Origin of the sequence: Billgrantia campisalis (genome assembly GCF_022341425.1) — a bacterium.
Taxonomy (GTDB): Bacteria; Pseudomonadota; Gammaproteobacteria; order Pseudomonadales; family Halomonadaceae; genus Halomonas; species Halomonas campisalis.
The window spans coordinates 106872-133462 of sequence record NZ_JABFUC010000003.1 but is presented as its reverse complement, the minus strand read 5'-3'; the positions used below and the strand labels follow the sequence as shown (position 1 = coordinate 133462).

Below are 26591 nucleotides of genomic sequence, written 5' to 3'. Positions count from 1 at the left end.
AGCGAGACGCTCCTCGCCACGCTAACGCAGCAGGGGCGCCCTAAGGCGCCCCTGCTATGCGCGGCCCGCTCATCGGGCCGTGGAACCGACAGTCCAGATCAGTCCCAGTTGAGGATTTCCACGCGACGGTTCCGAGCGCGGCCTTCATCGGTCTCGTTGGTGGCGACCGGGCGCGCCTCACCGTAGCCGCGGGTCATAAGGCGATTCTCGGCGATGCCCTGGGAGACCAGGTACGCCTTGACGGAATCGGCGCGACGCTGGGACAGCCCTTCGTTGTACTGGGCCGAGCCGATGGAGTCGGTATGACCCTCGATGCGGACGCGGATCTCGGGGTTCTCCCGCAGGGTGCGGACCACACCATCCAACACCGGGCGTGCCTCGGGGCGTAGCTGGGAGGAATCGAACGCGAAGGTAACGGCACTATCGAGCACCACCGGCTCGAAAACGGGCGGGGGCGGCGGCTCCGGCATGGGCTCGGGTTCCGGCTCGGCGACCGGCTCTGGCGTGCGGTCGGCACACAGCATGGCGCCGATACCGGCACCCACGGTACCCGCACGGGCCGCGTTGCGCTCTTCATCGGAGCTGCCGCTGGTAGCATAGCCGATGCTGCCGCCGATCAGGCCGCCAGCGATGCCGCATACCACCGGCTGCTGGTACCAGGGACGGTCGGAAGAGGGTTCGGTTGTCGGGGTCGCACAGCCGGACAGGCCAATCGCCAGTGCGGAACCCAACAGCAAGCCAGTCGTAGATTTTTTCATACAAGACTCCTTCTTGATTCGTTTTCGAGCAATCCGCTTACGAGGACCCCGAAAGTTCCGGACATTCTGTGACCCGGCGTAATGAAGTGTAGGCTCAATTTGCCCCTGCTCAAAGCTTTACCGGATAACAGAGTTTCCACGGAATGCCGCCTGCCCAAGGCCCTCGTGTCGTCCATCAGCCTGAGGGAAAGCAAAAAATGATACAAGAGCTAGACTTAACTACAGCTAGATAACGTTACGGGGCCTGTCAAGCGCCGCGCGGTGTCAGTGAAGGCTATTGGGCCAGCCGCGACGGAACTCCAGCACCGCCCGGGCCGCTTCGAGGACCGGTTGGCGCATCTCCGCTTCCACCTCGAGCCGCTCGCGATCCTCGCGCATGCGCTCGCGGGGTGTCAGCGCCTTGCGCGCTGAATGGGTGTGAAGGTGTCGGGTACGGGCGTGAACGTCCCCGAATGGCTGGAAATCAGGGCGCTCATTCAGGCGCGGATCGAGGATCTCCAGCAGCACCTTGATGCGCCACGCACCCTCGGTGATGTCGACCTGCTCCTGAAGCAAGGCGGAGGCCACCAGATCGAGATTCTCCAGGCAGTTCTCATGGGCGCGTTGCAGCTCGTCCTGACGCCAGGCTTCTCGGCGCTTGACCTCCTGCCATAGGGTATAGGCATAGGCCCCCAGGCCGGCAATGATGGCCAGGCCCAGCGCCAGCAGGATCAGGGCAGTCGTTGTCGTCATGGGATCGTCCAGGCTGTCGTGAGATGGGGCGCAGATTGTACCGCAAGCCGCACCGGAACTTCGATGCTCAACCAGCGCCGCGGCCGGGGATAAGCGACGGATCGGCGGCGGCCACGAAAGCCCCGTTGAGCAGACTCTCGGTGCCGTTATAGCGCAGCGCCCGCCCCGAGGCGAGGCTCACCACCACGCCGCCGGCGCCTTCCAGAACGCCCTGACCGGCGGCCGTGTCCCACTCGCAGGTGGGACCGAAGCGGGGATAGAGATCGGCTCGCCCTTCGGCGATCAGGCAGAACTTCACCGAGCTCCCGCAGCGCATGAGTTGCGAATCTGGATAGTCGGCCAACCAGTCCCGGGTGGCCTTATCCAGATGGGCCCGGCTGGCAAGAATGCGCGGTGGCCTTTCGGGATTGACCGTAATCGAAGCGCACAGGTCGCTTTCCCATCGCCAGGCCCCCAGCCCCGCGCCCCCCGCCCAGGTCACCCCCCGCGCCGGCGCATGCACCACGCCCAGTCGCACCGCTCCCTCTTCGACCAGCGCCACATTGACCGTGTAGTCGTCGAAGCCATCGACAAATTCCCGGGTACCGTCCAGAGGATCCACCAGCCAGTAGCGATGCCAGCCACGACGCACCGGCCAGGGCGTCGTCTCCTGCTCCTCGGAAAGCACGGGCAAGTCGAGCAGGCCCGGCAACCCGGCTACAAGACAGCGGTGGGCGGCGATATCGGCCTCGGTGACCGGGGTACCGTCGGCCTTGAGGCGTCGCCCCCAGTCGCTGCGGCGCACCGACTGGATCGCCTCGCCGGCCGTTTCGGCGAGCCGGCGCAGCGACTCCAGATCCGGCAGGGGGGCGCTCACAGTACCCAGATACCGGCGTAGTGATCGAGCAGCAGCACGCCGAACACCCCAAGGATATAGCGGATCGAGAACCAGAAAGCGGCCAGCGGCGCCCGCGGGTCGCGCCCGCGCCACACCCGCCAGTTCCAGACCATGAAGCGCGCATTGAGCGCCATGACCCCGACCAGATACACCGCGCCGCTCATGCCGATGACGAAGGGCATCAGCGTCACCGCTACCGTCAGCCAGCCATAGAGCCAGACCTGCAGGCGGGTGAAGGCCTCGCCGTGGGTGACCGGTAGCATCGGCACGCCGGCCCGTGCATACTCATCACGCTTGTGGATGGCCAGGGCCCAGAAGTGCGGGGGGGTCCAGGCGAAGACGATCAGCATCAGCAGCAGCGGCTCGGGGCCGAGCTGGCCGGTCACCGCCGTCCAGCCCAGCAGCGGCGGCGCCGCCCCGGCCACCCCGCCGATCACGATGTTCTGCGGGGTGGCGCGCTTGAGAAAGGCGGTATAGATCAGCGCATAACCGATCAGCGAGCCTAGCGTCAGCCAGGCCGTCAGCGCATTGACCTGCCACAGCAGCAGCGCGATACCGGCGACCGACAGCAGCGTGGCCCAGCCCAGCGCCAGCGGCGTGGGCATGCGCTGACTGGCCAGGGGGCGACGCGCCGTGCGCAGCATCATCGCATCGAGGCGGCGGTCGACCACATGGTTGAAGGCCGCGGCGCCGCCGGCCGCCAGGCCGATGCCGGCCAAGCCGAAGACCACCGTGGCCGGGGACGGCAACAGCGGCGTGGCCAGGGCCATGCCCACCAGAGCACAGACCAGCATCACCACCACCACCCGTGGCTTGCATAGCGTCAGCAGATCCTGCCAGGTCCAGTCGGCCATGAGCTGATCTCCCAGCAGCGTCAACGCGCGTTTGGGCTGGGCCCGTTTCCATACTGCATTAGCCATGCACCCACTCCTTGTCCACTCTTGTCGTTCCCGTCTTCACGTCGACGGCGGACTCTCGCCACTGCCACAGGGCCAGCGCCAGCAGCAGCACCAGGGCAACGGCGCCGGCGGTATGCAGCAGCGCCAGCCACAGCGGCAGCCACAGCAGCACATTGGCGACGCCAAGCCCGAACTGCACCCCGTAGACCGCCATCAGGGCGCCGAGCCAGGGCCTCAGCCGGGCCTCCTGCCAATGGCGTATCGCCAGCGCCAGCAGCCCCAGGCCCAGCGCCAGCGCACCCAGCCGGTGGCCCTGCTGGATGGCCACCCGGGCGTCGGCATGCAGCTGGCCGTGCAGATAGTTGGGACCGACGGTCTGGGTCAGGTGGAAGCCCTCGCTCCAGTCCATGGCCGGCCACCACTGGCCGTTACAGGTGGGAAACCCCTGGCAGGCGATACCCGCATAGTTGCTCGACACCCAGCCGCCCAGGGCCAGCTGCAACAGCAACAGCAGCATGGCGAGCCCCCACAGCGGGGTCAGGCGCCGCCGTGGCGCGCGTCCGTCGTCACCGGCGGTGAAGCGGCGCAGTCGCAGGTGCAGCCACAGGAACAGCAGCAGCACGGCGAGCCCCCCCAGCAGGTGCAGGGTCACCACCTGAGGCCACAGCTTCAGGGTCACCGTGAAGGCACCGAAGGCCCCCTGCACCAGGATCACCGCCAGCAGCGCCACGCTCACCCCCCAGGGGTAGCCGGGGCGGCGCCGCAGCCGTGCCCCCAACACCAGCAGGGCAATGACCAGCAGCCCCAGGGCCGAGGCCACGTAGCGATGAATCATCTCGACCCACGCCTTGAAGACTTCCAGGGGCGCATCGGGACTGTGCGCCATGGCCCGTTCGGCGTCCGGTACCACCAGCCGGCCATAGCAGCCGGGCCAGTCCGGACAGCCGAGCCCGGCGTCTACCAGCCGGGTCCAGACCCCGACCAGGATCACCACGCTGGTGAACACCACGCCGATCAGACTCAGCGAGAGCAGTAGGCGCAGGCGGCCTGCGACCTCCTCGCCCATCGTGTCACGTCCCCCTGCCGTCGACGCTATCCGCATTGTCGTGTTCCTTGTCAGATCCGCCCGATCACCGCTTCTACTCAGCTTGCCTCCCCATTACGTTCAAGTACAAACGCCATGATCAACGCTGGCTGACCTGACGCTCACGCTGACTGCGGCTCTCCGGATTCACTCGCAGCAAGTGATTGATATCGTCTAGCACATCGCGTGCCTCCACCTCTGAACTATAGGTCAGCAGCGCCTCTCCGCCCGGGGCCAATAGCCAGACACGCCCCGGCGTCTGCCAGGCGGGGGCTTGGCCTTGCCAGCGTGCCAGCCGCTCACCCGGGAGCGCCTCACCAGCGCCGCCGATGCGCAGCCGGGCAAGCCGCGGCGCCTCACGGCCCAGGGCGCGGTGCAGCCGCCACCACTGATCGGCCAGCGCGGCGCAGTCGAGCGAGCAATCGAAGGCCAGCAGCCAGGTGTCCGCGTCGGCTTCGCTGTCGCGGTCGGTCAGCGGCCACTGCGCCAGCGGGGGAATGTCCGGGACGAGCTCACCATGCGCGGTGCGCTGCTCGGGAATGCCGATGCGCCACTCCACCATGGCCCAGGCGGTCATCAGCGGCAGGGCGAAGATGGCGATCAGCGCCAGCAGCTTGAGCCGCTGACGGCGAGGATCCAGAGGACGACGGGGTCTCATGACTTGCTGTGGCACGTCGGACACTCCTTGGAAGGGACAAGACGGCGGTTCTCATCGCGGTCGAGCGCCAGGCGGCGCCCGCCGATCAGCATGACCGCCAAGGCGGCCAGGGCAAGGCCCCACCACTGTACCGCATAGCCCAGATGGCGGCTGGGCGGCATCACGCTGGGCTGCCACCAGGGCGCCAGGGCACCGCCGCCCACTTCCAGATGCAGCCAGCCGGGATGAGCGAAGTCACCTAGCTCGTGCCAGGCCTCGAGGTCGATCCGCTGCAGGCGCCGCCCTTCCTGGTTGGGGCCATAGAGGGGGCCCGAACTGCCGGCGGCCTGCCAGCGCCCCTGTACGGTCACGCCTTCCTCCGGAGTCGCCACGCTCGGCGTGTCGCGGGTCGGGCCGGTCGCCAGAAAGCCACGCTGAACCAGCCACAGGCGGCCGTCGCCGGTACGCAGCGGCGTCAGCGCCGCTACGCCCAGGCGGCCATCGAGGGTGCGGTTGTCGAGAAACAGCGTCTGGTCGGCCAGGTATTCGCCGTGCAGGGTCAGCCGGGCGCCCTCGGGCGGCGCCGCCGCCGGGGCCTCCAGCTCGGGGGCAGCCTCCAGCCGGGCAAGATAGTCGCGCTTGGCGCCGGCCCGCTCCCACTGCCATAGTCCCAGTATCAGGCCAAGCGCCACCAGCAGCGTCCACAGGGTGCACCACAGGCCCAGCCGACGACCCAATGAGCGCCTCGCCTGTACGCCCCTCCCCCCTGACAATCGATTCTCGACGGAGTCTGCCATGCTGCTTAAGATCCTGATTGCGGTGGTATTTATCGCCATGCTGATCAGCCTGGCGGCCGGCGCCGGCTTCCTGCTGCGCAGTGACGACCAGCCCCAGCGACTGCTGCTATCCCTGAAGATCCGCGTCGCCCTGGCGGTGGTGCTGCTCGGCCTGCTGCTGTACGGCTTCTATATGGGCGAGCTGGGCGTCTAGGCCATCCTCAGGCCTGGCCCCCCGGCCTGCCCGGTTGGCCGTCCTGCCCCGGGCACGAGCCACCGAGACGCCATGACCTGGAACACGAGCGTGGATCTAGAACACATAGACGAAGAGGAACAGCCCGATCCAGACCACATCCACGAAATGCCAGTACCAGCAGGAGGCTTCGAAGCCGAAGTGCTCCTCCCGGGTGAAATGGTCGCGAATGATCCGCACCAGCATCACCGCCAGGATGATCGTGCCCACGATGACGTGCAGGCCGTGAAAACCGGTGAGGATGAAGAAGGTGGCGCCATAGATACCCGCATCCAGGGTAATGCCGTAATGGGCATAGGCCTCGTAGTACTCGACGCCCTGGATCACGATGAAGCACAGGCCCAGCAGTACCGTTCCCGCCAGCCAGTTGCGACAGGTACGCCGGTAGCCCGCCCGCAGCGCCTCGTGGGCCACGGTCAGGGTGATGCTCGAGGAGATGAGGATCAGGGTATTGACCAGCGGCAGATGCCAGGGGCTGAAGACCTGGGCCGGCCCAGACACCGACGGGTCCGGCGGGTTGAGCAGCGGCCAGTGGGCGGTGAACTCCGGCCACAGCAGGGCGCTGATGCCCTTCTCCCCTTCGCCCCCCAGCCAGGGAATGGCAAAGGTACGGATATAGAACAGCGCCCCGAAGAAGGCGGCGAAGAACATCACCTCGGAGAAGATGAACCAGCCCATCCCCCACCGGAAGGAGCGGTCCATCTGGCTGTCATATAGGCCGCTGCGCGATTCACGCACTACGTCGCGAAACCACAGCGCCATGACGGCCACCACCGCGACAAGGCCGGCCACCATGATCAGGCTGCCCCGGTCATAGACCAGCACCATGCCGATACCCACCATCATCACGCCGATCGCCAGGGAGCCGAGCACCGGCCACTTGCTGGTTGCAGGAACGTAGTAGCTACCGCTCATACCTCATCTCCTTCCAGGACCTTGGCGCCTGCCTGAAGCTGCGCCTTGCGCGTCTCTACCGGGTAGAGGGTGTAGACCAGAGTAACGCTGTTGACCTCCTCGGGCAGGTCGCGAGCCAGCTGGAAGACCAGCGGCAGCTCGAGCCGTTCGCCGGCCTCGAGGCGCTGCTCGTCGAAGCAGAAGCAGCTGACCTTGCGCAGATGTCGAGTGGCGCTGGACGGCGAGACGCTGGGCACCGCACGCCCCCAGCTCACGCCGTCGCTCTGGTTGTTGAAGGTGAAATTCACCTCGGCCGACTGGCCGGGATGCACCCGGATCTGGCGCGTCTCGACGTCCATGCGCCACGGCAGCCCCGAGCCATTGCGGGTGATGAACTGCACGGTCACGTAGCGGGAGTCATCGATTTCCTCGTTGACCAGTGCCTGGGCGGAGGTCTCCACCTTGCCGTTGATGCCGGTGACCTCGCAGAAAACGTCGTAGAGCGGCACCAGGGCGAAGGCGAAGGCGAACATGCCCACCAGCGCCGCCACACTGCGCCACACGGTGCGGCGAATCGCGCTGCGCTGGTCGTCGTTTCCCATCTCGATCCGGCTCATGGCCTTCTCCTCGTCATGCCTCCGTGGGCAGTCAGTGCGCCGGACGCTGGTAGGTCGGCGGCGTCTCGAAGGTGTGCAGCGGGGCGGGGCTCGGCACGGTCCACTCCAGGTCCTCGGCGTAGTCCCAGGCCTGGGCCGGCGCCTTCCTGCCCCCGCGCACGCAGAGGATCACCACCGCCACGAACAGCAGCTGGGAGAAACCGAACAGGAAGGCGCCCAGGCTCGACACCAGGTTGAAATCGGCGAACTGCAGGGCATAGTCGGGAATCCGCCGCGGCATGCCGGCCAGCCCCGAGAAGTGCATCGGGAAGAAGGTCAGGTTGACGCCGATCACCGACAGCCAGAAATGCCACTGGGCGAGACGCTCATGGGGATAGTGGCCAGTCCACTTGGGCAGCCAGTAGTAAACCCCGGCCATGATCGCGAACACCGCCCCGGGCACCAGCACATAGTGGAAGTGGGCCACTACGAAATAGGTGTCGTGATACTGGAAGTCGGCCGGAGCGATCGCCAACATCAGCCCCGAGAATCCGCCGATGGTGAACAGCACCACGAAGGCCAGCGCGAACAGCATCGGCGGCTCGAAGCTGATCGAGCCGCGAAACAGGGTGGTGATCCAGTTGAACACCTTCACCCCGGTGGGCACCGCGATCAGCATGGTGGTGTACATGAAGAACAGCGTGGCGGCCAGCGGCAGCCCCACTACGAACATGTGGTGCGCCCAAACCAGAAACGACAGGATGGCGATGGAGGCCGTGGCATAGACCATGGAGGCGTAGCCGAACAGCGGCTTGCGCGCGAAGGTGGGAATGATCGCCGAGACGATGCCGAAGGCCGGCAGGATCATGATGTAGACCTCGGGGTGGCCGAAGAACCAGAACAGGTGCTGGAACAGCACCGGGTCCCCCCCGCCGGCGGCATCGAAGAAGCTGGTGCCGAAGTTGATGTCCATCAACATCATGGTGATCACCCCGGCCAGCACCGGCATTACCGCGATCAGCAGGAAGGAAGTGATCAGCCAGGTCCAGACGAATAGCGGCATATCCATCATGCGCATCCCCGGGGCGCGCATGTTGAGGATGGTGGCGATGATGTTGATCGCCCCCAGGATCGAGCTGATCCCGGCGATGTGCAGTGACAGGATGAAGATCGTCGTCGACGGCGGCGCATAGGTGGTGGAGAGCGGTGCATAAAAGGTCCAGCCGAAGTTGGGCCCGCCTCCCGGCATGAACAGCGTTGACAGCAGCAGGATGAAGGCCACCGGCAGCAGCCAGAAGCTGAAGTTGTTAAGCCGCGGCAGGGCCATGTCCGGCGCCCCGATCTGCAGCGGGATCATCCAGTTGGCCAGGCCGGTGAAGGCCGGCATCACCGCCGCGAAGACCATGATCAGGCCATGCATGGTGGTCATCTGATTGAAGAACTCGGGCTGTATCAGCTGCATCCCGGGCTGATAGAGCTCGGCGCGTACCACCAGCGCAAAGATCCCGCCGATGAAGAACATGATCAGCGAGAAGATCAGATAGAGTGAGCCGATCTCCTTGTGGTTGGTGGTCAGCAGCCAGCGCAGGATGCCCTTGGGCGGGGCGGCATGAGCCAGGCCGTGACCCGCCGCCGTGGCCGTGCTGCTCTGTTCGAGGGAGGGCTGGGGAGGTACCTTAGGGGCCATCAAGAATCTCCATCTGTCATTGTTATCATCCTGGCGCGGGGCGCGGCGCCCGCCCCGGCGTCATGGCGCCGGGGACTCACTGCCCGAGCCGCTGGGCAATCGTCGAGGGCTGCACCTCGCTGCCGGTATCGTTGCCCCAGGCGTTGCGGGTATAGGTGACCACCGCCGCCAGCTCGACCGGATTCAGAGTGCTGCGAAACGCCGGCATCGCCGTGCCGGATACGCCATCGATAATGACGTTGGTGTGCCATTCACGGTCTTCTAGCATGCGCTGATTGCCCGCCAGGGCCGGGAAGGCCGGCGGAGAGCCCTCGCCGTCAGGCTGGTGGCAGGAGGCGCAGATGCTGGCATAGACCGCCTCGCCGCGCTCCATCAGCTCCTCCTTCTGCCACTCGCGTTCGACGCCCAGCGCCTCCTCGGCGGCGGCCTCCTTGCGCTCGGCCAGCCAGGTATCGAAGTCGTCCTCCTCCATGGCGTGCACCACGATCGGCATGAAGGCGTGATCCCTGCCGCACAGCTCGGCGCACTGGCCGCGGTAGATGCCCGGCTCGTTGATCCGCACCCAGTTCTCGTTGATGAAGCCCGGAATGGTGTCCTGCTTGACCGCGAAGTCGGGCACCCACCAGGCGTGGATGACATCATCTGCGGTGAACAGGAAGCGCACCTTGCGATTGATCGGCAGCACCAGTGGCTGGTCGACCTCCAGCAGGTAGTTCTCGCCGAACGGCTCGTCGCCACGTATCTGCGCCCGCGGGGTGCTCATGTTGGAAGTGAAGGCGACGTCTTCCCCCAGGTACTCGTAGTGCCAGCGCCACTGCTGGCCGGTGACCATCACGTCGAGCTCGGCGTCCGAGGTGTCGTACATCTTCTTGAGCGTCGCGGTGGCGGGAACCGCCATGCCCACCAGGATCAGCAGCGGAATCGCCGTCCAGATCACCTCCACGGTGGTGTTCTCGTGAAAGTTGGCGGCCTTGGCCCCCTTGGCGTGGCGGTAGCGGATCAGCGAATAGAACATCACCGCGAACACGATCACCCCGATGACCACGCAGATCCAGAAGATGGTCATGTGCAGATTGTAGATCTCGCGACTGAGGTCGGTGACCCCCACCGGCATGTTCCAGCCGCTGGCCAGAGCCGCCTGACTCGAGCCGGCAAGGGACAACGCCCCCGCCAGCCAGACGAGCAGAGTGCGCATCGACGCCTCCCGATTGTGATGTTGTCGTTGTCATGGGCAGCGGCAGCCCCGAGGGTCAGGGAGCGGGGCACTCATGCAGAGCCGTGGAGAGTCGCCGCTTGCGGAATGAGTATAGAAGTGAAAAGCGAAGCAGCGCCGTGGCGGCTGGCTAACGCACCAGTCAACGCAAGTCAGGACGCCACGCGATCAGCGCGATACCAAGATCGCCACGAAGGCGAGGATCCCCACCAGGAAGGCGGCCATCACCAGGCCGGTGACGATGAAGGCCCCGGGACGCCCCTGCTCGAAATCCTCACGGCGCTGCTGCTCCTTCTGCACGCCGAAAAAGGCCGCCAGCACTGATTTGATCACAGTCCACATGGGCAAGGCTCCGCCGCTGAGGAGTGGGTAAGCTCAGCATGGCACAGCCACCGGCGGCGGGCGAAATCAACGCATATTGATGTGCATCAACGGCATGACCGACAAGGCCCTTCGCGTGCAATCCGCCAGGGGGACTGGCCTATACTGCTAGTGGTTAGCCACCCCTTGACCGCCCCCAGCAAGCAACAGGAGGCATAGGAGTTCGACATGAGCAATAGCAAGCCCGACAGCGTCACCACTCCCGGACTGGACAACGGGAACCCGATGATGGAGTGGTGGAGCCAGCAGTGGATGCAGGGCATCAACCCCATGACCCGCATGCAGCTGGCCTGGATGGAAAGCGTGTCGGAGGTCATGCACCAGGAGGCCCTCTTCCTGAAGGCGATGGCCGAGGCCAGCGAACGTCTGGCCCAATGCTACGATACCCATAACGGTGACCCCAGCAAGGTCAGCGCGTGCTACCAGAACATCGCCAAGGAGATGGCCGACCACCAGATGCAGCGCATGCACCACGTCGCCAACCTGCCCAACGATTTCCGCCAGCGCATCTGGGAGGAGATCTAACCGCCCTGCCCCGGTATCCTGCGGCGCCCTGCCGGGGCGCCGCCCGAAGACGGCCCAAACCGCCGCCGTCGTAGCCCCTACGACGGCTACCCCAGCCCGAACAGCCTGACCAGCAGCGGCAGCAGAAAGGCGGTCAACAGCCCGGTCAACCCCATGGCCAGCCCCGAAAAGGCGCCAGCCATTGCTCCGATTCGGGCAAAGGCATGGGCGGTACCGAAGCCGTGGGCAGAGAGCCCCAGGGCAAAACCCTGCACCGCCGGATCCCGGATACGCAGCAGGCGAAAGATCCCTGGCCCCAGCGCACAGCCGATGGAACCGGTCAGCAGCACCAGCCCCGCCGCCAGCGAGGGAATGCCGCCGATCTGCTCGGCGATGCCCATGGCGATGGGCGAAGTCACCGAGCGCGGTGCCAGCGTCAGCAGGGTCTCGGGCTGGGCGCCCAGCGCCAGGGCCAGCCCCAGGGTGGAGCCCACCGCCGTCACGATGCCCACCACGCAGGCCAGCAGCAGCGGCCCCAGCAGGCGGCGAATGCGCTCGCGATGGTCATAGAGGGGAATGGCCAGCGCCACCGTGGCCGGCCCCAGCAGGAAATGGATGAACTGCGCCCCCTCGAAGTAGGCGGCATAGTCCATGTCCACCAGCAGCAGGAAACCGATCAGCATGGCGATCGACAGCGTCACCGGATGCACCAGGGGGGTGCCGCCCAGGGCGCGGTTGATCCGCACCGCCAGCGCGAACGCCAGCAGGGTGACCAGCAGCGAGAGCAGCGGATGACCGGAGAGGTAGACCCAGAGCTGGTCCAGCGGCACCACGGTCATGGGACGTGGTCCCCAGGCATGCGGCGCCGTAGACGATCGAGCACCCAGGCGGTGACCGCCAGGGTCAGCGCGGTAGACACCACCAGGGTCACCAGGATCGCCACCAGATCCATGCCAATCAGCCGCGCATGCACCATCAGCCCCACTCCCGCCGGCACGAACAGCAGCGTCAGGTAGCGCAGCAGCCCCTCGGCGGTCAGCCGCAGGCTGTCCGGCACGCGCCCCCGGATCACCAGCCCCACCAGCAGGATCACCATGCCGAGCACCGGGCCGGGAACCGGCATCGCCAGCCCCCGGGCCAGGAGTTCCCCGGCAAACTGGCAGGCCAGCAGCACACTCATTCCCATGATCAACGGCATGACACCCCCTCTACGCTCTGTCTAAACACTGTCTGGGCATGCTGACGTTTCAGGCAACGCTTAGGATCAGTTGGGCTTATGGGCCTCGTCCTCGGATACCGGCACCGGCTCGGCACCGGCGTCGTCGAGATCGGCCCAGGGCTCGCGGGGGGCCTCCGCCCGCTCACCGGTACGCGCCGCATAGCGCTCGCGATGCAGCGCCTTGAGCAGGCCGGCGATCATCAGCATGATCACCACCGAGAACGGCAGCGCCGCCATGATCACCGCCGCCTGTAGGGTTTCCAGCCCACCGGCCATCAGCAGCACGGCGGTCAACAGGCCCAGCAGGCCGCCCCATAGCAGGCGGTGGGCAGTGGGTGGCTCCGGGTCGCCACCGGCCAGGATGGTATTGATCACCAGGGTTCCGGCGTTGGCCGAGGTGATCAGGTAGGTGCCGATCAGCACCACCAGCGCCGCCGACACCAGCGTGCCCACCGCGCCGAGCCCCATCGCCTCGATGGTGGCGAACAGCGCCGTGGCCACGTCCTCTTCCACGGCGGCGACGATGCCGCCCACGCCGAACAGCTCGTGGTAAAGCGCCGTGCCACCGAACAGTCCGATCCACACCACGGTGATCACCGTGGGCACCAGCAGCACCCCCATCACGAACTCCCGGAAGGTGCGCCCCCGCGAGACCCGGGCGATGAACATGCCGACGAAGGGCGACCAGGCCAGCCACCACCCCCAGAAGAAGACCGTCCACTCCGCCTGCCAGCCGTCGTCCCGGGTGGCGTTGGTGTGGAAGGTCATGCCCAGCAGGTTCTGGATGTAGTCCCCCGCCGACTCGATGGTGATGGCCACCAGGTACTGGGTGGGCCCGAACAGCAGCAAAAACACCACCACCGCGATGCTCAGCCAGAAGTTGGCCTCGGAGAGCAGCCGCACCCCGTGCTTGACCCCCGACACCACGGAGAAGGTGGCCACGCTCATGATCGCCGCGGTCACGATCAGCTGCAGGGTCAGCGACGAAGGCAGGCCGAACACCGCCCCCAGCCCCGCGTTCATCTGCTGCACGCCCAGCCCCAGGGTGGTGGCGATGCCGAACACCGTGCCGAACACCGCCAGCACATCCACCGCCTCTCCCAGCGGCCCCTCGGCCCGTTTCCCCAGCAGCGGCTGCAGCCCCGAACGGATGGTCAGGGGGAGATGCCAACGGTAGGCGAAATAGGCCAGCACCAGGGCCACGAAGGAGAAAATCGCCCACCCGTTGAGCCCCCAGTGGAAGTAGGTCAGGCGCATTGCCACCCGCGCCGCGTCCGGGGTCATCCCCTCGGCGATAAAGGGATTCTCCTGAAACTGCAGGATCGGCTGGGCCACCGCCCAGAACAGGATGCCCACGCCGGTACCGGCGGCAAACAGCATGGCCACCCAGGAGAAGAAGGTGAACTCCGGCTGCTCGAAGTCGGCCCCCAGGCGCACGTTCTTGTAGCGGCCCACCCCTAGCCACACCATAAAGAGCAGCAGGAAGGCCACCAGCAGCACGTAGTACCACTCCAGGAAGGGGTCGAGCACGCTGCGCATCAGCGCGAGCCCGCGCCCCAGCTGCTCGGTATAGAAGGCCCCGTAGACCAGCGATACCGCCACGATTACGAAGGTCACCAGAGTGACCCTGGGACTCATTCCCTTGAGAAGGCCCCGCTGCGCCTGCTGATACATGGGCTACGTCCCTGTCGCTTCGCTGAAATGTCACCGCGACACATGGTACCCCAGCGGCGTTCGGCCTTCACGACCGCCGGCGAAATGACCCAGCAGGCATCGGCATCAATTGGCAAAGAAAGTCAGGCGCGACACCAGGGTGTAGTTCGACTCCAGCGCCATCAGCCCGGCCAGAAACAGCAGCACCCCGGGCGGTATCAGCACCGTATAGATGATCGCCAGGCGCTCCCAGATCATATGCATGAAGAAAGCGACGATCAGCCCGGCCTTGAGCAGCATGAACAACGTGATCAGCGACCACTTCAGCAAGCCCTCGATCCCCGAGATATCCACCAGGTAGGAGAGCACGCTCAGGATGAACAGCCACAGCCAAGCCCAGAGATAGACGCGCAGCGGATGCTGTTGAGTGTCGTCATGCGCCATGTCAGCCTCCCGTCATCTACCACAGGTAGAAGAAAGCGAAGATGAAGACCCACACCAGGTCGACGAAGTGCCAGTAGAGTCCCAGGGTCTCGACCATCTCGTAGCGACCCTTGCGGCCAGTCAAAAAGCCGGGGCGCTGGCTGTCCAGGGAGCCGCGCATGACCTTGACTGCCATGATCAGGATGAAGATCACCCCGATGGTCACATGGGTACCGTGAAAGCCGGTGATCAGGAAGAACACCGCACCGAACTGGGCCGCCCCCCAGGGATTACCCCAGGGCCGCACCCCATCATTGATCAGGATGTACCACTCGAAGGCCTGCATGCCGACGAACAGGGTGCCGAGCAGCGCGGTGAGCAGCAGCAGCACGGTGGTCATGCCGCGGTTCTTTTCATAGCCGTACTTGACCGCCAGCGCCATGGTGCCGCTGCTTGAGATCAGGATGAAGGTCATGATGGCGATCAACAGCAGCGGGATCGACTGCCCACCCACCGTCAGCGCGAACACCTCGCTGGCATCCGGCCAGGGCTCCACGGTGGACATGCGTAGCACCATGTAGCCGACCAGGAAGCAGGCGAAGATGAAGATGTCGCTGAGAATGAACAGCCACATCATCGCCTTGCCCCAGGGGACATTGAACACCCGCCGCTCCGCCGACCAGTCGGCGACGAAGCCCTGCATGCCCTCCGGCGCGGAGGTGTCTCGGGAGCCTGTATCCACCATGGTGATCCTCCTATCGGCTCGCCTCACCGACTCAGGTATTCAGCAACAGCGCGAAGAGCACGACCCAGAGCAGCAGCAGGAAGTGCCAGTAGAGCGCACACAGCTCGACGCTTGCCCGCACCGCCGCCGGCGCGGCGCCGCGTTGTACCCGGAACAGAGTGCGGGCCCAGGCGGCGAGCCCGCCGAGCAGATGCAGCGCGTGCAGGGCCGTCAGCAGGAAGAAGAAGGCATTGGCCGGATTCTCCACCAGGTAGTAGCCGGCCGCGTTGAGCTGCTGCCAGGCCAGGCCCTGGCCAAGCACGAAGGCAATGGTGAAGCCCCCACCCAGGCCGAGCCCGAGGCGCAGCGAGCGCTCATCGCCGCGCCGGGCGCCGTTCCAGGCCCACTGCAGGGCGATGCTGCCCAGCACCAGGCAGGCGGTGTTAAGCCACAGCAGCCCCGGCGTCGGCAGGGTCCGCCAGTCATGGCCCATCTCCATGCGCATCAAATAGGCGCTGATGGTCAAGGCAAACAGCGCGGTGGCCACCGCCACGAACACCGCCAGCCCCACTCGCGGCGCGGTCACCCCGGGCGGCAGCTGGCCGTTACGGCCCATGGGCGTGCTGCCGGTATCGGCGGGCGCGGCCTCCCAGGGCCGCACGTTGATCGAGTGGCTGAACAGCCAGCCGCCGAAGATCGCCATCATCACTGCGATGAACACCAGCGTAATGGTCATGGGCGCACCTCGTCCGGGCTTGCAGCGCTACCGCCGCCGCGGCCGCCATCCTCGTACTCCACCGCCTCGGGCGGCATGTTCTGCGGCAGATAGTCCTGCTTGGCCCCCGGCACGGAGAAGTCGTAGGCCCAGCGATACACCACCGGCAGCGTCTCGCCGAAGTTGCCGTGGCGCGGCGGGGTGTGCTCGGTCTGCCACTCCAGGGTGGTGGCCTGCCAGGGGTTGGGGCCCGACTCGCGGCCGCGGTAATAGCTCCATACCAGGTTGAAGAAGAACAGCAACTGGGTCAGCGCCACGATGATCGCCGCCACGCTCATGAAGGCGTTGAGGGCCTGGGCCGACTCGGCGATATAGCCGGTCTCGCCATAGGCGTAATAGCGCCGCGGCACGCCGGCAAAGCCCAGGAAGTGCATGGGATAGAAGATGGCGTAGGAGCCCAGGAAGGTGATCCAGAAGTGGATCTTGCCCAGGGTGTCGTTGAGCATGCGCCCGGTCATCTTGGGGTACCAGTGATAGATGGCGCCGAACACCACCAGCACCGGCGCCACGGCCATGACCATATGGAAGTGGCCGACCACGAAGTAGGTATCCGCCAGGGGCACGTCCACGGTGACGTTGCCCAGGTAGAGACCGCTCAGGCCGCCGTTGACGAAGGTGAAGATGAAACCGATGGCGAACAGCATCGGCACCGTCATGCGGATATTGCCCCGCCACAGGGTCAGCACCCAGTTGTAGACCTTGATCGCCGTGGGCACGGCGATGATCAGGGTGGTGGTGGCGAACAGGAAACCGAAGTAGGGATTCATGCCGCTGACGAACATATGGTGGGCCCAGACCACGAAGCTGAGCACGGCAATGATGATGATCGCCCACACCATCATGCGGTAGCCGAAAATGTTCTTGCGCGCATGGGTCGCCAGGATGTCCGAGACGATACCGAAGGCGGGCAGCGCCACGATGTACACCTCGGGGTGGCCGAAGAACCAGAACAGGTGCTGATAGAGCAAGGGGCTGCCGCCCTCGTGCCCCGACTGCTCGCCCAGGGTCAGCATCGCCGGCATGAAGAAGCTGGTGCCCAGCAGCATGTCGAACAGCATCATCAGCACCGCCACCAGCAGCGCCGGGAAGGCCAGCAGCGCCATCACCGTGGCCATGAAGATGCCCCAGATGGTCAGCGGCATACGCATCAGGGTCATGCCCCGGGCACGCGCCTGGAGTACCGTAACGATATAGTTGAGGCCGCCCATGGTGAAGCCGGCGATAAACACCATCAGCGAGATGAACATCAGCAGGATACCGCCGTCGATACCCGGCGTACCGGGACTGATCGCCTGGGGCGGATAGAGCGTCCAGCCGGCCCCCGAGGCCCCGCCCGGCACGAAGAAGCTCGCCACCAGGATCAGCACCGCCACCAGATAGAACCAGTAGCTCAGCATGTTGAGATAGGGAAAAGCCATATCCCGGGCGCCGCACATCAGCGGAATAAGATAGTTACCAAAGCCCCCAAGGAACAGCGCGGTGAGCAGGTAGACCACCATGATCATGCCGTGCATGGTCACATACTGCAGATAGCTGCCCGGGTCGATCAGCGCGAAGGTGCCGGGAAAGCCGAGCTGCAGGCGCATCAGAATCGACAGCACCAGGGCCACCACACCGATGGCCATGGCCGTGATGCCATACTGGATGGCAATCACCTTGGCATCCTGGCTCCAGATATACTTGCCGAGAAATGTCTTGGGGTGGCTGAGCTCCATGTCGTCGAATTCGCCCGCCGGAGCATAGGAGACGCTCTCCCGTCCTGGTTCCGCCATGGTTCACTCCTCCCCGCCGCCAGGGTTTGCCGCCGCCAGCGTCTGTTCGGACCGTGGCAGCGTCATGATGTAGGCAACCACGTCATGGATGGCCTTCTCATTGACCAGCATCTGGACCATGTCGATCATCTGGTTGCCGTAGGGGTCCCGCTCATGCCGCCCACGCACCCCTTCCCGGAACAGCTCGAGCTGCCGGGCCAGATACCAGTCCGGCATGCCGGCCAGCCGCGGCGCATTGGTCGCCTTGATGCCCTGCCCCTGGCTGCCATGGCAGGAGGCGCAGGTGCGATAGAGCCGCTCGCCGCGCCTGGCATCGCCGGACAGCGTCGTCTCCACCTCGGTCTCCGGCAGCTCAGCGATATAGGCGGCCACGTCGGTGACGGCCGCCCGGTCAGGCAGCATGGTCGCAAAGGGGCGCATCTGCTGGCCGTAGGTGTCCGCTTCATGGGTACCGCGCGCGCCCTCGCGGAACAGCATCAGCTGGCGCTCCAGGTACCAGTCCGCCAACCCGCTCAGCCTGGGGGCATTGACCGCCGGGTTGCCCTCGCCCTGGGCGCCATGGCAGGCCACGCAGGCCGCGTAGTGCTCCTGCCCCGCCTCGCGGTCGGGCGGCTCCCGGGCGGCCAGCTCGGCATAGGTGGGCTGGCTTGCCAACCACTCCTCGAAGACCTCTTCTTCCACCACCTCGACGGTGCCGCGCATGGCGAAGTGGGCAATCCCACACAGCTGGGCACAGACGATCTCGTACTCGCCCAGCCGCGTCGGGGTGATCCAGAAGTAGGAGACCTGGCCCGGCAGCATGTCCATCTTGGCGCGGAAGTTGGCCACCTTGAAATTGTGCAGCACATCCTTGGAGCGCAGCAGGAACTTCACCGGCCGGTCCACGGGCAGCAGCAGGCGCGGGCTCTCTACCAGGATATCGTCCTGGCCCGCGGGATCGTCGATCATGCCGAAGGGGTTGTCGTCGGTGATATAGCGGTTGTGCACCGCCCCGAAGCGGCCGTCCTCGCCGGGAAAACGATAGCTCCAGTGCCACTGCTGGCCGACCACCTCGACCTCGTGGGCGTCCTCGGGAGGCGAAACGAAGGAGCCCCAGACCACCAGGCCGGGGGCCAGCAGCGCGGCAATCCCCACGGCGGTCAGGCCGGTGAGCCAGGCCTCGAGCTTCTTGCTCTCGGGCTCGTAGTGAGAGCGTCGGTGCCGGTTGAAACGGTAGCGAAAGATCACATAGGCCAGAAACAGATTCACGGCCACGAAGACCGCGCCGGTCACCCAGGCGGTAGTGTGCATGGTGGTATCAATGGCGCCCCAGTTGGACGCCAGCGGGGTCAGATTCCAGGGGCTGAGGACGTAGAAAAGCACCGAGCCCAGGGTCAGCACGATCACCACGAGCACCATCACCATCGCTACCCCCTTGCGCTCCGGCGCGGGTTGTTACACAAAGTCACGATTAGGATCAGGTCATGGACTCAATATAGTGACTGGTCGGAAAACCCGCCAACCCGCTTGCTCGCCCGCCCCTCCCGGCGCCCTGACCCGCCCGGCCGACGGAAGATCGTCGCCCGGCCTGCCAAGCAATTGAATGGGAAGTACAAAAGGGGCTTTTCATTTGCCCGCCGACGCGCTAGTATACGCCTCGTTCTCGGGGGCACTGGCCACGGCCACCCAGCCCGAAAACCGCGTCGGAGCGTGGCGCAGCTTGGTAGCGCGCTGCAATGGGGTTGCAGAGGTCGCAGGTTCGAATCCTGTCGCTCCGACCATGAACACAGAAAACCGCCACTTACGGGTCATGCCGGGTGGCGGTTTTTCGTTGTGTGCTGTCCGCGTCGGTTCGACTGCCAAGCTTGGGAAGAGTTGAAAGGCAGGAGCTCGAGACGGTGGAAGCGTTTGAGACAATGGATAAAGGAGGTGCGGCTGAGGTGGCGAGGTGAGGTACGGCGAGCTCGGCAATGCGGCCGCGGCGGTTCGGCGGACCTTCCCTGGCCCGGTATAGCGCTTCACCACTAGAACACTGCCTGCTACTCCCGGAACAGGCTGGCGATGGCGTCATGCGCGGCCAGCTGGGCCAGAGCGCTGGACGTCCAGTGGGTAAGCACTTCACAGGTAAGGGTCGCTGCATACTGGTGAGATGGCATGAGTCTTCTCCTTGTGTGTGTGACGAGAAACATCATGCCCCAAGCGGCGGGCGATCGGTTAAAGCGCGACACTCTGTCGCATTTTTCCTGCACAGCCTGATATAGACAAAGGCGCCCAACGGGGTAACGCGCTGCCCAGGTGCTTGCACCGCCCCTCAGCCGGCTCGACGGCAGCGCCAAGCCGCCAGCCAGGCCACCAGCGCCAGCAGGACAAGTCCCGCGGCCAGCCAGCCGAGTGCCGTCACCAGACTGTGAAAGCCGCCGGGAGCGGCGTGGGGCGGGCGAAAACTCATGCCGTGCTCTGCCAGACGCGCCACGAGGTAGGTCAGCGTGCCCACGGCGGCCAGCGGCAGCGCCGCCTGACAGCCCGCCAGCCAGCGGGTGAGAGCCCAGGGCGGTCGGCTCGGTTTGGGGTTGGGCTTCGAGGAGGCCGTGGCGGCGGGCCTTGCCGACTTGGCCGGCGCCTTGCGCCCGGCGGCCGCCTGACGCGCCGGCTTACGGGGCGACCTGGCACGCCCTCCGACCCCGCCCGGCAACAGGCCCGCCACCCAACGCAGGCCACGCCACAGCGCCCAGCCCAGGGTGAACAGCACCGATAGCGCCAGGCTGCCCATCACCAGGACATAGGTCATACGCGACTCAAGCGATACGGCCGAGGGATTTCAGGGTACGCAGCAGAAAGGCCACGCTCTCGCGCGGCTGGGCATACTCGGTCATCAGCGCCTTCAGTCGCTGCTCGAACGCCTGCTGCCGCGACCGCTCATCATCCTGCTGGGCTTCCAGGCTGCGCACCGGCGGGCCGGTAGGAATCTCCGGACGCGCCTTGGGGTCGTCGAGTTCGCGCAGCGCCTGGGCGAAGGCATCATCGAGTTCACGAAACTGGCGCAGCTTTTCACGCTCATCCAACTGTCGATGGGTTTTTTGATATTTCATCTGCATCCGAAATTATTCAAATACCGGCGGCTCTCGTATAACGACAGACCTCGAGTATACCGCCATTATCGGTCGCGGCGAAGCCGCGCTCTCTTCTTGCTTCTTCTCCTGTTTGCGCCGCCACTCGGGGCCAGGACGCGGCCAAACCATCCGCCATGATCGCGAAAAATGTGCACAAACGCTACAACAACGATCCCAAACTTGCCTTTGCCAAGCACCTCTAGGCATAAAGGGTAAAACAATCAGTCTAGATACTCTATGGACACCAACAGGAGCACTCGCAAACCTGCCCTTAGCACAGTGCAGATGATCATTTCAAGTAGTCGACAGCCCTCAACAGGCTGTACGCAAGTATGCAAGGGGCCAGATATATGTCCAACGAGATGGTGCAGGCGGAAATCTGGCTACAGGAAACCCTGGAAAGCCAACACAGCATCGATGAACTCGCCACACGCTTGGGTTATTCGACATCGCAGGTCCGGCGTCGGTTCAGACAGCGCTTCGGCCTGTCACCAGGCGCCTACCGCGACATGCTGCGGCTGGAAATGGCCGCTCGCCTACTCACGCTGACGCCGTACAGCATTGCCGAGATCGCCCGGCAGTGCGGCTATCACAACCACTCGGCGTTTAGCCGCGCCTTCCACCGCCATCATGGGCAGACACCGCGCCACTACCGCCAGGCCCAGCGGCAGGCGCTGCGCCACCAGTGCCACGGCGGCGACCCACCAGCCTTCGAGATACGCCAGCAGCATACCCGTCGGGCATTGGTCACCCGTCTCTATCGCGCCTCGCGGCGCCTGCACGACCTGACCCACTGGGCCCGACATGCCAACGCCGCCACGCCCCTGCCCAGTCGCCTCAAGCACTCCCCCGCCGTGGCGATCGTCCACAATCTGCCGCTTCCAGGCGCCGTGGAGCGCATCGATATCGGCCCGCTGGTCACCGAACAGACCGCCCCGCACATCGCCATCCCCTCCAGCTTTCGCCTGCTGGAACTGCCCGCCAGACAGCACGCCTGCCTGGTGCTGGAGGACGTCGAGGAGATTCCTAGGGCGGTACGAACGCTGATCGCCCTGGGACTGCCGCTGCACGGTCGCTACGCCAGCGGCGAGCCCGCCCAATTGCTTTCGCATCCGCAGGGAGTGGAAGTGCAGCTGCCGCTATTGGCCGAGCCGCTGCCCTGACGTCGTAACATGAGGTAGCATGACGCACACCTCTTCTCGCCAAACATCACGGCCGAGCCTCTGCGGCCCGGCCGTGATGACGACTGCTGGAGTGCCGACACGCACTCTTTGCACGCACCATCTTGACGTACGTACTATTTTCGCGCGCCACGTTGAACGCGCTACGACCACCTACTACAGGCGCCTCATGAACCAGACATCTTTACCGATATCTCGTCCACACCCGACGCGCCATCATCACTCTTCGACGCGTACCAGCCAGGTTTCCACCAGCTCGGGGCCATATTCGTCTTTCCACGCCTTCAGCGTCTTCTGGTTTCCGCCGCGAGTTTCCACGACTTCACCGGTATTGGGGTTCTTGTAGATCTTCAGCTTGCGCTTGCGACGCCCGGCACCGCTTGCCACTGACTTGGCGGCCGCGGGCTTGGCCGCGCCCTCGGGGTCCAGCAGGCTGATGACATCGGCAGAGCTCTTACCGAACTCGCGCATCAGCGCCTCGAGTTTGTCCTTGAACTCCAGCTCCGCCTTCAAGCGCTCATCGTTCTGGAGCTTGTCCATTTCGGCCTGGAGCTGCTTGAGCTGTTGCTCTTTCTGGATGAACTCGCTGAGAAGTGACATGGATTCGTTTCCTTAACAAGGGAGAGTAAACATGATGCGGAGCCATTGATACCTGAAGTCAGCGCCCATGACAATACCTTGGTCGATTTTTTAACTTTTCGCCATGAAAAAGTGAAGCTCGGACATACGAGCCTAGGCTTGCCACAACAGCAGACAACCGCAGGTGCATTAAGGGTGACAGAGCGCCTTGACAGGAAAGCGGCTTTAGCGTTGTGAGCTAGGCAGCGATGAATTCGAGCTGATGCTGCTAAGCGAGTAGTGAGACCTGGCCATTCAGCGCCAACCGCTGATCGCCGATATCACCCTAACTTCTCGACCATGCCGCTCGACTGATCGAGCAGGCATAGTCCGGAGAGAACTGCTGCCCCCCTTTATCTCAATACAGCAGATCACGCAGCACGGCGTAGACGATCTCGTTAGCGAGTTCGACCAATACCACGTCGGGGCCCACCCGGCGCCACTCATAACCGTCGTAGCGGGGCAGTTCGCGATAGAGGCGGTCGTCGAAACGTTTGGCGATGCCCGGGGGCAGCGGCTTGCCGCGCTCCAGGTTCATGCGGATGCCCGGCGGCAGGCTATCGCGGCGGCGGTCGATTTCCACCCAGTCGCGACGCTCACGAAAGAGCCGGCGGATCTCGCGCTCATCGATACGCGGGCCGCTGCGAAACTCGCCGCGCTGGCGGTCCCAATCGCCCCGGCGATCCTGGCGGTGCTCTTGGCGGTGCTCTCGGTGAAAGCCCTGTTCGCCTCCGCCCGCCGTATCGCCGGCCCGCGGGCCACGCTCACCGGCCTGGCTTCGCCCCTGCCCCGGGTGTCCCTGGCCCTGTCGTCCCTGGCCGGGCTGGCCCTGGGCCTGACTCGCGCCCTGCCCCTGGCCGCGGGGTTCTGGGGGCTGGGCCAGGGCCGGTGCGGCCAGCAGCGAAACACTCAGGGCACTCGCCGCAATGATCAAGATGGGCACTCGTGCTGACAGTGGGGTTCGTAATGACATGGCGTCTACCTCCCGGTGGCTGGGCGCTATCGACAGCCTAGCCGAGGAATACGCAGGTAAGGTGCAAGTCATCATTTGGGCCAGCACGTCCTGTCGACGCTCGCAACGCTAGTGCTCCAACTCTTTCATTAGCCCGGCAATTTTTTTGGCTGAACTATTGGTATCGTCAGCGAGCTTGCGCACGTTGTCGGCCACCACGGCGAAACCGCGCCCCGCCTCCCCGGCACGAGCCGCCTCAATGCCCGCATTGATGCTCAAAAGGCTAAGCATTTTCAGCGCGTGCATTATCTGCTCAGTTTCCAAGGCGATACCACGGCTGATCGTTGCCAGGCGCTCTTCGCCTTGCCGGCGCGATTCAATATCGGTCACAACCCCTTCCAGGTACACTACCTCGCCGCCATCATCCATGACCGCACCGCCATACTCGCTAACCCAGCGTAAACCGCCATCTGCCATCCTGATACGGTAGTCCGCTTGCCAGTTTTCGCCCGCCTCGATGGCCTTTTCGATCGCAGCATCAAGGGCGCCGGCATCATCGGGGTGAATCAGCGAAACATAGGAGTGCCGCGCATTGTACAGCAGGTCATCTATTCGGTAGCCGATCACCGCTTCGACACGGCCGGTCAGATTGAGCATGGTGTAGTGCTCATCATTCCGGCAGCGATACAAAAAGCCGTTCATGCGACTGGCTATGCTCTCGTAAACGCTATCACTCTCTGCCACGCCCCCTCCCTTTACTTTGGCATGTGGGCCGCCCGTACAGACTGGCAGACAGCCCATTCTCGTATTCCTGATTAACCCGCGGCGATCTCCGGGCGCAGCTCACGACCGTCGCTGACGGTGCGAAAGGCACGAGTGGCGTTGATCAGCTGATGGGTCTCTGCCTCCAAGGCCTGGGTGGCGGCATCGGTTGCCCGCAGCTGGCTTGTCGTATGCTGCCCCCCTTGCTCCATTTGACTCAGGGCACCGGCGATCTGCGCAATCCCCCCGCTCTGCTCAGTCGAGGCCGCACTGATCTCGCTCATGATGTCATTCACGCGATTGCTCGCCTCCACCACCCGCGCAATGGCCGACTCGGTATCTTCCACCACCTTGGCGCCCGCCTCAATCTCGCCGTTGGTTGTCTGAATCAGGCGGTGAACCTCCTTGGCCGCCTCGGAGGAGCGGTTGGCCAGTGAACGCACCTCACTGGCCACGACAGCAAAGCCCTTGCCGAACTCGCCGGCACGCGCCGCCTCGACCGAGGCATTGAGCGCGAGAATATTGGTCTGGAAGGCAATGGTATCGATCAACGAGACGGTCTCGGCCATATGCTTGGCGCTTTCGGTGATCGAGGCCATGCGCTCGACGACCCGCGCCATCCCTTCACCGGCGCCTTGCACCTCCTGCACGTTGGACCGCGCCAGCCGACTCGCCTGCTGCGCATTATCGGCGTTCTGAGTGACGGTGGCGGCGAGCTGCTCGGTGCCGGTCGCGGTCTGCTGGACCGAGGCGGCCAGCGCCTCGCTTTCGTGAGTGATCGAGGCATTGCTCTGGCGAATCCCGGCCACCGAGGGGCTGACCCGGCCGGTGCCTTGATTGACGTCCTGAACGATGCCGCGCAGCCCCTTCTTCATGGTCGCCAGGGCCTCGACCAGCCGGCCCATATCGTCACGACGCTGGGCGGGCGGCTCGACGGTAAGGTTACCCGCCGCCACCTGCAGCACGAACCCCCTCAGCCGATCGATGGCGCGCGGAATACCCGACCAGACACCCAGCCCCAGACCCAGCACCCCGGCAAGCCCCGCCAGGCCGGCGGCAAGGGGCAGCAGCTCGCCGGACAGCCGCCACTGGTGGTGCAACAGCCCCCCGATGGTGACGGCGGCCAGCAGGGTCAGCAGTCGCGTCTGCAGCGTCAACGAGCGCCACTGCAGCCCAGCAAGCCAACTCAATGGGTGGCGCCTGCGAATCTGGCCACGCTGCAGGGTATACCCCTTGCCCCGGCCCTCGCGCCAGGCGGCATAGACTGCCTCGGCCTGGGCGACCTCCGCGGCGCCGGGCTTGACCCGCAGTGAAGCATAGCCGACCACGCGCCCCTGCTCCTTGACCGCCACGACATTGGCGCGCACCCAGTAGTGATCGCCGTTCTTGCGGCGGTTCTTGACCAGCCCCGACCACACCTCGCCACGCTGAATGGTCTCCCAGAAGTTGGCGAAGGCCGCCGGCGGCATATCGGGGTGTCGCACCAAGTTGTGGTTGGCCCCCAGTAGCTCTTCCAGGCAAAAACCGCTGACCCGGACGAAGGCCGGGTTGGCGTAGGTGATCTCGCCCTTGAGATTGGTGCGGGAAATCAGTAGATCGTCATCCGCCAGCGGATACTCGTTCTGTGTCACGGGAAGAATATTGCGCATGCCTGTCCCTTTGCCTCGCTTGCCGCGGGTGAGTGCCAAGGAGGGTCTTGTCGCCCCTTTAGTCCATTACTTACTGCAGCATTGTCGACTTCCGAGCCAGGAACTTTAGGGTTTCATGCCAAATTATTTACACTTAAAAGCCATCATAACAAGCAGACGAGATACCTTTATCCCGCCACATAAAGAAACAGGAAGAAGTAGATAAAATGCCTTAATCTTGTCGCATAGGCCGCGTAATCACGGCACCACGCTACGGCATTCACAGCCGCGAGAGATTCGCAGCGCCAGCTGCGTCTACAGAACTCGAGTTAGCTATCGCGCGCTGTTTTGCCACTGCCGGATGCCCGGCAGGATCGGCCGGATAGATCCGTCACGTCACCCAGACGGCCTGGTATTCAGTGTATAGCGCCTCCTGCGCCAAACCGCCGACCGGCTTGGCCGGCACAAGGCACGCGGCACGCCCGGGAGCAACCCCAACCACCG

General features: G+C 64.8%; 29 protein-coding genes and 1 tRNA gene. 4 read left to right on the top strand and 26 right to left on the bottom strand.

The window, feature by feature from the left end:
- Positions 1–98: 98 nt before the first annotated feature.
- The 7 genes from HOP52_RS04510 to HOP52_RS04480 form a co-directional block, all read right to left on the bottom strand.
- Positions 99–758: an OmpA family protein gene (locus HOP52_RS04510; protein ID WP_238976075.1), complete on the bottom strand. Its 660-nt coding sequence runs from the start codon at positions 756–758 to the stop codon at positions 99–101.
- Positions 759–1022: 264 nt separating this feature from the next.
- Positions 1023–1490 (bottom strand): DUF2489 domain-containing protein, encoded by a 468-nt coding sequence (locus HOP52_RS04505; RefSeq protein ID WP_238976074.1) that lies wholly within the window; start codon positions 1488–1490, stop codon positions 1023–1025.
- Between the two features lie 67 nt (positions 1491–1557).
- Positions 1558–2346, bottom strand: coding sequence for a 3'(2'),5'-bisphosphate nucleotidase CysQ (gene cysQ, locus HOP52_RS04500; protein ID WP_238976073.1), 789 nt, complete (start codon positions 2344–2346; stop codon positions 1558–1560).
- Positions 2343–3221 (bottom strand): heme o synthase, encoded by an 879-nt coding sequence (gene cyoE / locus HOP52_RS04495; protein ID WP_238976368.1) that lies wholly within the window; start codon positions 3219–3221, stop codon positions 2343–2345. Before cyoE ends, cysQ begins: the two co-directional genes overlap by 4 nt.
- Before the next feature lie 58 nt (positions 3222–3279).
- Positions 3280–4332, bottom strand: a complete 1053-nt coding sequence (locus HOP52_RS04490; RefSeq protein ID WP_238976072.1) for a COX15/CtaA family protein — start codon at positions 4330–4332, stop codon at positions 3280–3282.
- A 118-nt stretch (positions 4333–4450) separates the two neighbouring features.
- Positions 4451–5023 (bottom strand): hypothetical protein, encoded by a 573-nt coding sequence (locus tag HOP52_RS04485; protein ID WP_309674530.1) that lies wholly within the window; start codon positions 5021–5023, stop codon positions 4451–4453.
- Positions 5005–5784 carry an SURF1 family protein gene (locus HOP52_RS04480; protein ID WP_238976071.1) on the bottom strand — a complete coding sequence of 260 codons (780 nt, stop codon included), beginning with the start codon at positions 5782–5784 and terminating at the stop codon, positions 5005–5007. Before HOP52_RS04480 ends, HOP52_RS04485 begins: the two co-directional genes overlap by 19 nt.
- Between HOP52_RS04480 and HOP52_RS04475 the strand changes: the two genes are divergently transcribed.
- Positions 5783–5977, top strand: a complete 195-nt coding sequence (locus HOP52_RS04475; protein WP_238976070.1) for a DUF2909 family protein — start codon at positions 5783–5785, stop codon at positions 5975–5977. The genes HOP52_RS04480 and HOP52_RS04475 overlap by 2 nt on opposite strands.
- Positions 5978–6073: 96 nt before the next feature.
- Here HOP52_RS04475 and HOP52_RS04470 read toward each other — a convergent pair whose 3' ends face one another.
- The 5 genes from HOP52_RS04470 to HOP52_RS04450 form a co-directional block, all read right to left on the bottom strand.
- Entirely contained in the window at positions 6074–6931 is an 858-nt protein-coding gene (locus tag HOP52_RS04470; protein WP_238976069.1) for a cytochrome c oxidase subunit 3, read from the bottom strand.
- A complete protein-coding gene (locus tag HOP52_RS04465) occupies positions 6928–7527 on the bottom strand; it encodes a cytochrome c oxidase assembly protein (RefSeq protein ID WP_238976068.1) in 600 nt (199 codons plus the stop codon). The genes HOP52_RS04470 and HOP52_RS04465 overlap by 4 nt, the downstream gene beginning before the upstream one ends.
- 31 nt (positions 7528–7558) lie before the next feature.
- Positions 7559–9193, bottom strand: coding sequence for a cytochrome c oxidase subunit I (ctaD, locus tag HOP52_RS04460; protein WP_238976067.1), 1635 nt, complete (start codon positions 9191–9193; stop codon positions 7559–7561).
- A 76-nt stretch (positions 9194–9269) separates the two neighbouring features.
- Positions 9270–10388, bottom strand: coding sequence for a cytochrome c oxidase subunit II (coxB, locus tag HOP52_RS04455; RefSeq protein ID WP_238976066.1), 1119 nt, complete (start codon positions 10386–10388; stop codon positions 9270–9272).
- Positions 10389–10574: 186 nt separating this feature from the next.
- The gene (locus HOP52_RS04450; protein WP_238976065.1) at positions 10575–10748 is read right to left on the bottom strand and encodes a DUF2970 domain-containing protein; all 174 of its coding nucleotides are present in this window, start codon (positions 10746–10748) and stop codon (positions 10575–10577) included.
- A gap of 207 nt (positions 10749–10955) precedes the next feature.
- Here HOP52_RS04450 and HOP52_RS04445 point away from each other — a divergent pair, with 207 nt between their 5' ends.
- Positions 10956–11312, top strand: coding sequence for a hypothetical protein (locus HOP52_RS04445; protein ID WP_238976064.1), 357 nt, complete (start codon positions 10956–10958; stop codon positions 11310–11312).
- An 86-nt stretch (positions 11313–11398) separates the two neighbouring features.
- On the opposite strand, the gene HOP52_RS04440 is transcribed toward HOP52_RS04445, so the two are convergent.
- The 8 genes from HOP52_RS04440 to HOP52_RS04405 all read right to left on the bottom strand — a co-directional run bounded on the left by HOP52_RS04440 (position 11399) and on the right by HOP52_RS04405 (position 19261).
- A complete protein-coding gene (locus tag HOP52_RS04440) occupies positions 11399–12130 on the bottom strand; it encodes an LrgB family protein (RefSeq protein ID WP_238976063.1) in 732 nt (243 codons plus the stop codon).
- Positions 12127–12489, bottom strand: a complete 363-nt coding sequence (locus HOP52_RS04435; RefSeq protein ID WP_238976062.1) for a CidA/LrgA family protein — start codon at positions 12487–12489, stop codon at positions 12127–12129. The genes HOP52_RS04440 and HOP52_RS04435 overlap by 4 nt, the downstream gene beginning before the upstream one ends.
- Before the next feature lie 66 nt (positions 12490–12555).
- Positions 12556–14184, bottom strand: a complete 1629-nt coding sequence (locus tag HOP52_RS04430) for a BCCT family transporter (protein ID WP_238976061.1) — start codon at positions 14182–14184, stop codon at positions 12556–12558.
- A gap of 105 nt (positions 14185–14289) precedes the next feature.
- The gene (locus HOP52_RS04425) at positions 14290–14607 is read right to left on the bottom strand and encodes a cytochrome C oxidase subunit IV family protein (RefSeq protein ID WP_238976060.1); all 318 of its coding nucleotides are present in this window, start codon (positions 14605–14607) and stop codon (positions 14290–14292) included.
- Between the two features lie 16 nt (positions 14608–14623).
- Positions 14624–15331 carry a cytochrome c oxidase subunit 3 gene (locus HOP52_RS04420; protein WP_238976059.1) on the bottom strand — a complete coding sequence of 236 codons (708 nt, stop codon included), beginning with the start codon at positions 15329–15331 and terminating at the stop codon, positions 14624–14626.
- A gap of 31 nt (positions 15332–15362) precedes the next feature.
- A complete protein-coding gene (locus HOP52_RS04415) occupies positions 15363–16046 on the bottom strand; it encodes a cytochrome c oxidase subunit 3 (protein WP_238976058.1) in 684 nt (227 codons plus the stop codon).
- Complete coding sequence (locus tag HOP52_RS04410; protein WP_238976057.1) at positions 16043–17857, bottom strand: cytochrome c oxidase subunit I; 1815 nt, start codon at positions 17855–17857, stop codon at positions 16043–16045. The genes HOP52_RS04415 and HOP52_RS04410 overlap by 4 nt, the downstream gene beginning before the upstream one ends.
- A gap of 3 nt (positions 17858–17860) precedes the next feature.
- Positions 17861–19261, bottom strand: coding sequence for a c-type cytochrome (locus tag HOP52_RS04405; protein WP_238976056.1), 1401 nt, complete (start codon positions 19259–19261; stop codon positions 17861–17863).
- A 279-nt stretch (positions 19262–19540) separates the two neighbouring features.
- On the opposite strand from HOP52_RS04405, the gene HOP52_RS04400 reads away from it, so the two are divergent.
- A tRNA-Pro gene (locus HOP52_RS04400) sits at positions 19541–19617 on the top strand.
- 530 nt (positions 19618–20147) lie between these two features.
- Here HOP52_RS04400 and HOP52_RS04395 read toward each other — a convergent pair.
- Together HOP52_RS04395 and HOP52_RS04390 are read right to left on the bottom strand one after the other, a co-directional pair.
- Positions 20148–20624, bottom strand: coding sequence for a hypothetical protein (locus tag HOP52_RS04395; RefSeq protein ID WP_238976055.1), 477 nt, complete (start codon positions 20622–20624; stop codon positions 20148–20150).
- Positions 20625–20631: 7 nt separating this feature from the next.
- Positions 20632–20925, bottom strand: a complete 294-nt coding sequence (locus HOP52_RS04390) for a hypothetical protein (RefSeq protein WP_238976054.1) — start codon at positions 20923–20925, stop codon at positions 20632–20634.
- 371 nt (positions 20926–21296) lie between these two features.
- Between HOP52_RS04390 and HOP52_RS04385 the strand changes: the two genes are divergently transcribed.
- Positions 21297–22109 (top strand): helix-turn-helix domain-containing protein, encoded by an 813-nt coding sequence (locus HOP52_RS04385; protein ID WP_238976053.1) that lies wholly within the window; start codon positions 21297–21299, stop codon positions 22107–22109.
- Between the two features lie 237 nt (positions 22110–22346).
- Here the strand turns inward: HOP52_RS04385 and HOP52_RS04380 are convergent, their stop codons facing one another.
- From HOP52_RS04380 to HOP52_RS04360, 4 genes are all read right to left on the bottom strand, one after another.
- On the bottom strand, positions 22347–22727 hold the full coding sequence (locus tag HOP52_RS04380) for a histone-like nucleoid-structuring protein, MvaT/MvaU family (RefSeq protein ID WP_238976052.1): 381 nt from the start codon (positions 22725–22727) through the stop codon (positions 22347–22349).
- Positions 22728–23103: 376 nt separating this feature from the next.
- Positions 23104–23688: an anti-virulence regulator CigR family protein gene (locus HOP52_RS04375; protein WP_422677689.1), complete on the bottom strand. Its 585-nt coding sequence runs from the start codon at positions 23686–23688 to the stop codon at positions 23104–23106.
- Positions 23689–23826: 138 nt separating this feature from the next.
- A complete protein-coding gene (locus tag HOP52_RS19700; protein WP_309674523.1) occupies positions 23827–24441 on the bottom strand; it encodes a PAS domain-containing protein in 615 nt (204 codons plus the stop codon).
- 71 nt (positions 24442–24512) lie between these two features.
- Positions 24513–26108 carry a methyl-accepting chemotaxis protein gene (locus HOP52_RS04360; RefSeq protein WP_238976050.1) on the bottom strand — a complete coding sequence of 532 codons (1596 nt, stop codon included), beginning with the start codon at positions 26106–26108 and terminating at the stop codon, positions 24513–24515.
- Between the last annotated feature and the right edge of the window lie 483 nt (positions 26109–26591).